Origin of the sequence: Mycobacterium sp. E2462 (assembly GCF_001672685.1) — a bacterium.
GTDB lineage: Bacteria > Actinomycetota > Actinomycetes > Mycobacteriales > Mycobacteriaceae > Mycobacterium.
In genome coordinates this window covers 1-9738 of sequence record NZ_LZKC01000453.1, presented here as the reverse complement: position 1 = coordinate 9738, position 9738 = coordinate 1, and the positions used below count along the sequence as shown (strand labels likewise).

The following is a 9738-nucleotide window of genomic DNA, read 5'->3' as shown; positions in this document are numbered from 1 at the left end:
TGCAGTGGGGCGCGGAGTGGTTTCTCGCTCAGCTGGTGGACGGCGACATGGCCAACAACCAGCACGGGTGGCAGTGGTGCGCCGGGTCGGGCACCGGCGCGGCGCCCTACTTCCGCATCTTCAACCCGGTCACGCAGGGCGAGAAGTTCGATCCCGACGGCAGCTACATTCGGCGCTGGGTGCCCGAGCTGCGCGACGCCGACGACGCGCACCTGCGCAAGGGGCAACGCCCACAGGGCTACCCCGACCCGATCGTCGACCACGGCGCCGAGCGCGCCGAGGCGCTGCGCCGCTACCAGAACATCTGAGCGATCGCACCGATGGGCCAACGGTGCTGATGGGACGCGTGGTGCTGGGACGGCGCGGCTTGGGTGAATCTTCGCCCAATCGCTTCCCGGCCAGCGAACTGGCATGCAATTATCAGCCAGCTCACAGTTACTCAGCCGTTCGGGAGGCGCTCATGACACGCTCGCTCGCCAGGACCCTGTTCATCTCGGGCGCCGCGGCCGGCCTGCTGGCCGGTGTCGGCGCGTGTTCGTGCTCGGTCGGTTCAAAGTCGTCACACGCGGTCAGCAAGGGTGACGTCGCCAGCCAGATAACCGCCAAGATGACCGACGCCGCGGGTAACAAGCCGGAGTCGGTGAGCTGCCCGGAGGACCTGCCGGCGAAGGTCGGCGCCCAGATCAACTGCGACATGAAGGTCGAGAACCAGCCCTTCAACGTCAACGTCACCGTCACCAGCGTCGACGGCAGCGACGTCAAATTCAACATGGTCGAGACCGTCGACAAGAACCAGGTCGCGCGCGTGATCAGCGACCAGCTGTCCCAGAAGGTCGGCAAGGCGCCCGACGCCGTGACCTGCCCGGACAACCTGAAAGGCGTCGTGGGAGCGACGTTGCGGTGTGAGCTGATCGACGGGGTCAACAAGTACGGGGTGCAGGTGGTCGTCACCAACATCGTCGGCGGCGACGTGAAGTTCAACCTCAAGGTCGACGACCAGCCGGAGCCCGCCGCCTAGCGGTGATCGCAAGCGCGGCGAAGCCGGGCGCCGCGGGTCACCGCCGGAAAGCTAGCGGTGATCGCAAGCGCGGCGAAGCCGGGCGTCGCGGGTCACCGCCGGAAAGCTAGCGCGCCGCCTTCTTGCGCTCGATGTCGGCCAGCGCGGCCGCCAGCTCGGCGCGCTGCGCGGCGGAGCTCTCCCAGGCCAGCTGGCGGTTCTTGACCACCTTGGCCGGGGCGCCGACCGCGATGGAGTAGTCGGGAACCACGCCGCGGACCACCGCGTGGGAGCCCAGCACGCAGCCGCGCCCGACGGACGTGCCGCGCAGCACCGTCACCTTGACGCCCACCCAGGTGTCCGGGCCGATCCGGACCGGGGACTTGACGATGCCCTGATCCTTGATCGGCAGCGTGATGTCGTCCATCCGGTGGTCGAAATCGCAGACGTAGCACCAGTCGGCCATCAGCACCGAGTCGCCGAGCTCGATGTCGAGGTAGGCGTTGATCACGTTGTCGCGGCCCAGCACCACCTTGTCGCCGAACCGCAGCGAGCCCTCGTGCGCGCGGATGGTGTTCTTGTCGCCGATGTGCACCCAGCGGCCGATCTCGAGCTGCGCCAGTTCCGGCGTCGCGTGGATCTCGACGTTCTTGCCGAGGAACACCATGCCGCGGGTGATGATGTGCGGGTTGGCCAGCTTGAACTTCAGCAGCCGCCAGTAGCGCACCAGATACCAAGGGGTGTACGCGCGGTGGGCCAACACCCAACGCAGCGAGGCCAGCGTAAGGAACTTGGCCTGGCGTGGGTCCCGCAGGTTCGATCCCCGCCAACGGCGATGGATCGGGGCGCCCCACATGCTCGTCATGGCCGCACAGCCTAACGCGGTCAATCAGCGGCGCGCGAACCGCCACGGGTTACCCTCACCTGTACTCGATTGCCGCCCATGCCGACGTCCGCGGAAAGGATCTGGGGAACCCAAGTGCTTGCCCGACACGTCGTCTGTGGGCTCCGGCGTTCGTCATCGGCACTGCTCGCGGCCATGCTCGCGGCCGTCGTCGGCGCGTGCGGCAACACCGACTCGTGGGTCGACGCGGCTCCGGCCGCCGGCTGGGCCGCCCAATACGCCGACGCCGCCAACAGCAGCTACACCGCCACCGGCGGCGCCGCCAAGCTGGCGCTGCAGTGGACCCGATCGGTGAAGGGCACCCTGGCGGCCGGCCCGGCGCTCAGCGGCCGCGGGTACGTCGGGCTCAACGCGCAGACGTCGGCGGGCTGCTCGCTGATGGAGTGGGAGAACGACGACCGCGGCCGGCAACGCTGGTGCGTGCGGCTGTTCCAGGGCGGCGGCGTCGGCGGCCCCCTGTTCGACGGCTTCGACAACCTGTACGTGGGCCAGCCGGGGGCGTTCCTGTCGTTCCCGGTGACGCAGTGGACCCGGTGGCGCCAACCGGTGATCGGCATGCCCGCCACGCCCCGCTTCCTCGGCCACGGCCAGCTGCTGGTCGCCACCCACCTCGGGCAGGTGCTGGTCTTCGAGGCCCACCGCGGGGACGTCATCGGCAGCCCGCTCGACCTGGTGGAGGGCGTCGACCCCACCGACGCGACCCGCGGCCTGGCCGACTGCGCGCCCGCCCGCCAGGGCTGCCCGGTGGCGGCGGCCCCCGCGTTCTCCGCGGCCACCGGGATGGTGGTGGTCGGTGTCTGGCAGCCGGGCGCCCCGACCGCCGGGCTGGTGGGCCTGAAGTATCACCCCGGGCAGACGCCCCTGCTGTCCCGCGAATGGACCAGCGACGCGGTGCCCGACGGTGTCATCGCCAGCCCGGTGCTGTCGGCCGACGGGTCGACCATCTACGTCAACGGCCGTGACCAGCGGCTGTGGGCGCTGCACGCCGCGGACGGCAAGGTGAAATGGTCGGTGCCGCTGGGGTTTCTGGCCCAGACGCCGCCCACCGTCAGCCCGCAGGGCCTGATCGTCGCCGGCGGCGGGCCCGACACCCGGCTGGTGGCCGTCAAGGACGCCGGTGATCACGCCGACCCGGCGTGGCGCCGCGACGACGTCACTCCCCTGTCGTCGTCGAGCCTCGCCGGCCCCGGTGTCGGCTACACGGTGGCCAGCGGGCCGTCGGCCAACGGCGCGCCCGGGATGTCGGTGCTGGTGTTCGACCCCGGCACCGGTCGCACCCAGAACAGCTACCCGCTGCCGGCGGCGACCGGTTATCCCCTCGGCGTCTCCGTGGGCGCCGACCGGCGCGTCGTGACCGCTACCAGCGACGGCCAGGTTTACGGTTTCGCCCCGGCCTGACCCGGCCATACTCTCTGGATGCCCCGAGACGACTCCGCGCCGGCGTCCCCGGCCGACCCCACCCCGCGGCATAAGGCGGCCGGCACCGCGGCGACCCTGGTCTTGCTGGTCCTGCACGCCTGCCTGTACGGGGTCAGCCTGTTGGTGGTGGGCCTGCTGGTCATGGTCACCGACCCGTGCGGCTATCAGAAGTGCGGCGATCCCGCGTGGCTCAACCGGGCCATGACCCTGCAGTCCTGGGGCGGCGGGGTGTTGCTCCTGGTCGACGTCGTCGCCGCCTGCTACCTGCTGGCCAAGCGCCGACGCGCGTTCGTCGTCCCGATCGTCGGGTGCCTGGCCCAGGTGGTGCTGACGGTCGCCGCGGTCGCGATGGAGTTCCAGGCCGGACCCGTCTGAGCCTCAGACGGCCAGCGGCGGGAGGGCGCTGCGCGCCACCTGCGCCTGAACGGGACCCGCGAACGCCGGCAGCATCTCACCGGGCGCGAAGTAGAAGATCAGCTGGTCGTCGGTGATGGCGAAGTTTTGATAGTGCGTCTGGTCGAGCCCGGTCGACGGCAGAATGGCCGCCGCTAGCGGGCTTTGGCGTTCCAGATCGCGCTGCACGAGCGGGAAGATGGCGTCCAGCGGCGGCCCGGCCGGCCCGAATAGGGTGTCGAGGGTGATCGGCTGCTTGCTGCCGAGGTTGTAGTTGAACGCCTTCCACCAGATCGACGTGTGGGACCCGCCGACGTCCTGGAAGAACTTGAGCACCACGCTGCGGGTGTTGTGCGAGGGCTGACCGGCGATGTGCTGCTCGGTGGTGCCCTCGAGCTGATAGGGCTGATCACGGCCCCCGGAGCTCTGCGCGACGCTGACGAACCCATCCCGGTTCTGGGTGACGTAGTCGATGAGTGCCTGCTCGTCGGGATAGTCGGCCGGGAACACGATGTTGAGGGTGTAGGTGGGCCCGGTGGCGTGCAGGTGGCAGAGCTGGCCGGCCTCGACGGTGCCGCCGGCGCACGCCGGCGCTGCCGGCGGGGGCGGCGGCGGTGCCGCGGCGGCCGGCCAGGCCAGCAGGATCACCGGTGCGAGCAGCGCAGCGGCTCTCAGGAAACGCATGTGTCGAAGGTGTCCTCGCAAGACGCGCCGGGGTGGCGACTCTCAGAATTGGGCTTCGCCAGCGTACCCGGCGCTAGCGGGACGGCCGGCAGACGAACGCGGTCGCGCGGCCCGCGGCCCCCGCGCCGATGCGGGTGACGACAACGGACAGCGGCTGATGCCCGCGTAACCGCATCCGGCGCCGCACCGCGTCGGGGTCCAGCCGCACGCCGCGAACCAGCACCTCCAGGGCACCGCAGTCCCGCGCGGCGAGGGCCTGGCGCAGGCGTCGCTCGTCGAACGGCAGCTGCTCGAGCACCTCGAAACCCCGCACCCCGGGCGGCAGCCGGTCCCCGGACAGGTAGGCGATGTCGGGGTCCAGTTGCCACAGCCCGTGCCGCGCGGCGTACTGGCGCACCAGCCCGGCCCGCACCACGGCGCCGTCGGGGTCGACGATCCACCGGCCGGCCGGGCGCGCCGGGCAGTCGTCGGGGTCGGCGTCGGTCAGCTGCTCGCCGCGGTCGAGCACGCTCGCGCGGCGGCGGACACCCGGCTCGGCCAACCCGCCCGACCAGCCGCACGCCTCGCGCACTGAACCGCCGTAGGACGTCACCTCGACCTCGCCCTCGAAACCGAGGCGGCGCAGCTCGTCGAAATCGATTCCGGGAGCGCACTTCACGACGAGGTCACGGCCGCGGTAGCAGTCGAACAGCGGGGCCAGGCCGGGCCGGTAGTCGGCCGGATCGAACCGGCGACGCCCCCCGACGCGACGGGCGGGGTCGGCGACGACGACCGAATCGCGGGTCACCGGGCGCAGCGCGTCGGCGCGGCAGAAGACCGCGCCCACGCCCACGTTGTGGGCCGCCATCGCCACGCGCACCGCGTCGACGTCGCTGCCCACCGCGCGGACGCCCGCCGCCCGCAGCGCGGCGACCTCGGTGCCGATCGAGCACGTCACGTCGTGCACCGGGCGGCCGGTGGCCGCCAGCCGGCGGGCCCGGTGCAAGGCCACCGGCGCGGCGGTGGCCTGCTGCAGCGCCTCGTCGGTAAACAGCCAGGTCTGGACGTCCCCGAGCCGGCCCAGCTTGTCGGCGGCCCGCCGGCGCAGCAGCGTGGTCTCCACCAATGCGGCCGCCCGGTCACCGAAGCGGGACCGCGCCGTCGCGACGTCGGCGACCCGGGTGGCGTCGGTGAGGGCCAATTCGGCCACCGCCGTCAACGCCGCGAGGCCCGGCTCCGACCGCAGGTAGCCGACGTCGTCGAGGGAGAATTCGATGGCCCGGCTCCTCCCCACGCCGCTGCGCGGCCCGCGTCGTCACCGCGCGGACTCGCCCGGCGTGCTCAGGCGGGTTTCACCCCGGTGACCATGACGTTGTAGAACCAGCCCTTAGGCACAACGCGCCGCCACACGTTGGCGTCCACCCAGCTCAGGGCCTTCCAGCCGTTGAACGCGAACTTCGCCCAGCCCCAGCCCAACCGTCCCGGCGGCACCGAGGCCTCGAAGGTGCGGACCGGCCAGCCGAACATCGCGGCGGTGAACTCCTCGCTGGCGGTGCGGACCTCGACGGCGCCGGCGTTGCCGGCCATCCGCTCCAGGTCCTGCGGGGTGAAGGTGTGCAGGTCGACGATCGCCTCCAGCGCCGCGGCGCGCGAGGATTCGTCGAGCTCGGCCTGCGGCCGCCGCCAGCCGCGCAGGCCGGGCAGCCGAGTGACGTTGGTGGCGACCCGCCAGGTCAGGGTGGACAGCTCGCGGGCGTAGACGTCGCCGGCGCTGGTCGGTTCGCCGGCGAAGACGAACCGGCCGCCCGGGCGCAGCACCCGCAACACCTCACGCAGCGACAGCTCGACGTCGGGGATGTGGTGCAGCACCGCGTGCCCGACGACCAGGTCGAAGGTGTTGTCCTCGTACGGGATGCCCTCGGCGTCGGCGACCCGTCCGTCGATGTCGAGACCCAGCGACTGCCCGTTGCGGGTGGCGACCTTGACCATGCCGGGCGACAGATCCGTCACCGAGCCCCGCCGAGCGACACCCGACTGGATCAGGTTCAGCAGGAAAAACCCGGTGCCACAACCCAATTCGAGAGCCCGATCGTAGGGCAGCTCCCGCAGCACCTCGGGGGGCACGATGGCGTCGAACCGGCCCCGGGCGTAGTCGACGCAGCGCTGGTCGTAGGAGATCGACCACTTCTCGTCGTAGGTCTCGGCTTCCCAGTCGTGGTAGAGGACCTGCGCCAGCTTGGTGTCGTGTCGGGCGGCTTCGACCTGCTCGGCGGTGGCGTGCGGCGTCGGAACGGCGTCGGTGGAACTCGTCGTCATGCAGGGCAGCCTAACCGCCGCCGGGCTCCCCGTGTTCGGCGGCGGCGAACAGCTCGACGTAGCGGCGCCGCTCGGCGGCCAGCCGCTCGGCCGGTTCGGTGTCGAACAGCTCGTTGATGCCGGCCTTGGCCGCGGCCAGGGCGTGCCGCGGCCCCTCGAGGAAGCGCCGGGCCCAGGCGGCCGCGGCGTCGTAGACGTCGTCCGGGGCCACCATCTCGTCGATCAGGCCCAGCTGCAACGCCTCCTCGGAGTCGAAGAACCGCCCGCTGAACACCAGCTCCTTGGCCTTGCTCTCCCCCGCCACCCGCGTCAGGCGGGCCAGCGCCCCGGCACCCGGCACCAGGCCGGCGAGGATCTCGGTCACCCCGAACTTGACGTTGTCCCCGCTGACCCGCCAATCGGCGGCCAACGCCAGCGTCAGGCCGGCGCCCAGCGCGTAGCCGGTGATCGCCGCGACCGTCGGCTTCGGGATCCGGGCGACGGCGTCGAACGCGTCCTGGCGCACCCGGGCCGCGGTCGCGGCCTCGTCGGCCGTCAGCGTCCGCAGTTCGGGCATGTCGTCGCCGGCGGAGAAGATCTCGTGCCCGCCGAACAGGATGACCGCGGCGACGTCGTCGCGCCGTCCCAGCTCGTCGGCGGCCGACACCAACTCCCGGTAGACCTGGCGGGTCAGCGCGTTGGTCGGCGGCCGCGACACCAGCAGCATCGCCAGCCCGGCGTCTTGCGAGCCGTCGCTCACCACGACGCTGACGAACTCGCGCGGGGGGATGCTCAATGGCGCCATCCCATGCCGCCCGACTCTCGTGCCCGGTGGTAGCGGTCGGAGTCGAAGAACTCGAACACCCAGTTGTCGCCCTGGATTTCCAGGTGCGGCTGCACGGTCACGATCTGGCGGTCGACGGCCAGCACTTCGGCGACGGTCCGCCCGGCCAGCGAGTCCAGCTGGGTCCACGTCGGCGGCAACAGGAAGCTGCGCCCGGCCTCGAAGTCGTCGAGCGCCGCGCGCGGGGTCGCCCAGCCGGCCCGGTCCGACTCGGTGTTCTCCCCGTCGGCGCGCTGCCCCTGGGGCAGGGCCGCGACGAAAAAGTAGGTGTCGTAGCGGCGGGTCCGTTCGGCCTCGGGGGTGACCCAGTTGGCCCACGGGCGCAGCAGGTCCGACCGCAGTTCCAGGTTCTCGCGGCGCAGGAAGTCGGCAAACGACAGCGTCCCGTCGGCCAGCGCCTGCCGGGCCTCCCGGTACACCGAGGCGTCGCCGACGATGCTGTTCGGGGCCGAAACGGCCTGGCCGGCCGGCCCGGCGAACAGCACCCCGGACTCCTCGAAGGTCTCGCGGGCGGCCGCGCACACCAGCGCCTCGGCCAGGTCGGGCTCGATGCCGAAGCGCTGCGCCCACCAGGACGGCGGCGGGCCGGCCCACGCGCCCAGCCCGCTCAGGCCGGCGTCGCGGTCGCGGTCGTCGACGCCGCCCCCGGGGAAGACCATGACTCCCGCCGCGAACTCCATCTTCGAGTGCCGCCGCATCAGGAACACGTCCAGGCCCGCCGAACCGTCGCGGACCAGCATCACCGTGGCGGCGGGCCGCGGGACCAGCGGCGGTGGCTCGGGTGCGGTCATAGATGCCTCCGGTGAGCGGCGCGGGTGCGGACGCGCCTCGCGAAATAGCGTCCGTCGATGACGTCGAGCGCGATCGCTTGACCGAACGCGGTGGACAGGTTCTCGGCGGTGAGCACGTCGGTCAGCAACCCCGCCGCCACCGCCTGCCCCTCCGACAGCAGCAGGCAGTGGCTGAAGCCCGGCGGGATCTCCTCGACGTGATGCGTCACCAGGACCAGGGCGGGCGAGTCGGGGTCGGCCGCCAGGTCCGCCAGCCGCGCCACCAGCTCCTCGCGCCCGCCCAGGTCCAGGCCGGCGGCGGGCTCGTCGAGCAGCAGCAGTTCCGGGTCGGTCATCAACGCCCGCGCGATCAGCACCCGCTTGCGTTCGCCCTCGGACAGGGTGCCGTAGGTGCGGTCGGCAAGGTGTTCAGCGCCAAGGCTTTCCAGCATGTCGACCGCCCGGCGGTAGTCGACCTCCTCGTATCGCTCGCGCCAGCGGCCCAGCACCGCGTAACCCGCCGACACCACCAGGTCGCGCACCACCTCGTCGGTGGGTATGCGCTGCGCCAGGGACGACGAGCTGAGGCCGATCCGGGCGCGCAGCTCCGAGACGTCGACGCGGCCCAGCCGTTCCCCCAGGACGTAGGCGACGCCGGTGGTCGGGTGTTCGGCAGCGGCGGCCAGGCGCAGCAACGAGGTTTTGCCGGCCCCGTTGGGACCGATGATGACCCAGCGTTCGTCGAGTTCGACCGACCAGTCCAGGGGGCCGACGAGGACGTTGTCGCCGCGCCGCAGCGACACCCCGCGCAGGTCTATCAGCAGGTCCTGATCGGCCGGCTCGTCGATCGGGTCGGCTCCGTTTTCGGGCACCCGACCATCGTGCCGTACCGGGATCGCTACTCCTCGAGCGGGATCTCCACCCGGCGAACCTCGCCGTCGACCGCGTCGGCGGCCTCGATCTCACCGCGCGTCACGCCCAGCAGGAACAGCACCGTGTCCAGGTACGGACTGCTCAGCGACGCGTCGGCGACCGCCCGCAGCGCGGGTTTGGCGTTGAACGCCACCCCCAGCCCCGCGGCGGCCAGCATGTCGATGTCGTTGGCGCCGTCGCCGACGGCCACGGTCTGCGCCATCGGCACCCCGGCCTGTTGCGCGAATTCCCGCAGCGCCGCGGCCTTCCCGGGCCGGTCGACGATGGGCCCGATCACCCGGCCGGTCAGGACGCCGTCGACGATCTCCAGCTCGTTGGCGGCGACGTAGTCGAGCATCAGCTCCTCGGCCAGCGGCTCGATGATCTTGCGGAAGCCCCCGGAGACCACCCCGCAGTGAAAACCCAAGCGCCGCAACGTCCGCAGCGTGGTGCGGGCGCCGGGCATCAGCTCCAGCTGCTCGGCCACCTCGTCGACCACGCTGGCGGGCAGTCCCGCCAGCGTCGCCACCCGCTGGTGCAG

Annotated in this window: 12 protein-coding genes and 1 pseudogene; 4 read left to right on the top strand and 9 right to left on the bottom strand. The window is 71.9% G+C overall.

Annotated elements, in window-relative coordinates; translation table 11 throughout:
- Both A5714_RS23405 and A5714_RS23400 read left to right on the top strand, forming a co-directional pair.
- Positions 1 to 308, top strand: a 308-nt coding sequence (locus A5714_RS23405) for an FAD-binding domain-containing protein (RefSeq protein ID WP_231975968.1), incomplete at its 5' end; no start/stop codon positions are given.
- A gap of 152 nt (positions 309 to 460) precedes the next feature.
- Entirely contained in the window at positions 461 to 1018 is a 558-nt protein-coding gene (locus tag A5714_RS23400; RefSeq protein ID WP_068289404.1) for a DUF4333 domain-containing protein, read from the top strand.
- On the opposite strand, the pseudogene A5714_RS27715 reads toward A5714_RS23400, so the two are convergent.
- Positions 947 to 1118: pseudogene (locus A5714_RS27715) on the bottom strand (gamma-glutamyl-gamma-aminobutyrate hydrolase family protein); the annotation flags it as partial. The gene A5714_RS23400 and the pseudogene A5714_RS27715 sit on opposite strands and share 72 nt — an antisense overlap.
- Positions 1119 to 1124: 6 nt before the next feature.
- Complete coding sequence (locus A5714_RS23395) at positions 1125 to 1862, bottom strand: acyltransferase (RefSeq protein ID WP_068289401.1); 738 nt, start codon at positions 1860 to 1862, stop codon at positions 1125 to 1127.
- 174 nt (positions 1863 to 2036) lie between these two features.
- On the opposite strand from A5714_RS23395, the gene A5714_RS23390 reads away from it, so the two are divergent.
- Positions 2037 to 3299, top strand: a complete 1263-nt coding sequence (locus A5714_RS23390; protein WP_068289398.1) for a PQQ-binding-like beta-propeller repeat protein — start codon at positions 2037 to 2039, stop codon at positions 3297 to 3299.
- A gap of 18 nt (positions 3300 to 3317) precedes the next feature.
- Positions 3318 to 3695 carry a hypothetical protein gene (locus A5714_RS23385; protein ID WP_068069438.1) on the top strand — a complete coding sequence of 126 codons (378 nt, stop codon included), beginning with the start codon at positions 3318 to 3320 and terminating at the stop codon, positions 3693 to 3695.
- 3 nt (positions 3696 to 3698) lie between these two features.
- Here A5714_RS23385 and A5714_RS23380 read toward each other — a convergent pair whose 3' ends face one another.
- From A5714_RS23380 to serB, 7 genes are all read right to left on the bottom strand, one after another.
- Complete coding sequence (locus A5714_RS23380) at positions 3699 to 4397, bottom strand: esterase (protein ID WP_068289395.1); 699 nt, start codon at positions 4395 to 4397, stop codon at positions 3699 to 3701.
- A gap of 73 nt (positions 4398 to 4470) precedes the next feature.
- Entirely contained in the window at positions 4471 to 5670 is a 1200-nt protein-coding gene (locus A5714_RS23375; RefSeq protein ID WP_231975967.1) for a class I SAM-dependent methyltransferase, read from the bottom strand.
- Between the two features lie 47 nt (positions 5671 to 5717).
- Positions 5718 to 6692, bottom strand: coding sequence for a class I SAM-dependent methyltransferase (locus tag A5714_RS23370; RefSeq protein WP_068069435.1), 975 nt, complete (start codon positions 6690 to 6692; stop codon positions 5718 to 5720).
- Positions 6693 to 6702: 10 nt separating this feature from the next.
- Positions 6703 to 7398, bottom strand: a complete 696-nt coding sequence (locus A5714_RS23365; protein WP_369829468.1) for an enoyl-CoA hydratase — start codon at positions 7396 to 7398, stop codon at positions 6703 to 6705.
- 65 nt (positions 7399 to 7463) lie between these two features.
- The gene (locus tag A5714_RS23360) at positions 7464 to 8306 is read right to left on the bottom strand and encodes an NUDIX hydrolase (RefSeq protein WP_068289389.1); all 843 of its coding nucleotides are present in this window, start codon (positions 8304 to 8306) and stop codon (positions 7464 to 7466) included.
- The gene (locus A5714_RS23355; RefSeq protein WP_156671040.1) at positions 8303 to 9181 is read right to left on the bottom strand and encodes an ABC transporter ATP-binding protein; all 879 of its coding nucleotides are present in this window, start codon (positions 9179 to 9181) and stop codon (positions 8303 to 8305) included. Before A5714_RS23355 ends, A5714_RS23360 begins: the two co-directional genes overlap by 4 nt.
- Before the next feature lie 2 nt (positions 9182 to 9183).
- Positions 9184 to 9738, bottom strand: a 555-nt coding sequence (gene serB / locus A5714_RS23350; RefSeq protein WP_068289386.1) for a phosphoserine phosphatase SerB, incomplete at its 5' end; no start/stop codon positions are given.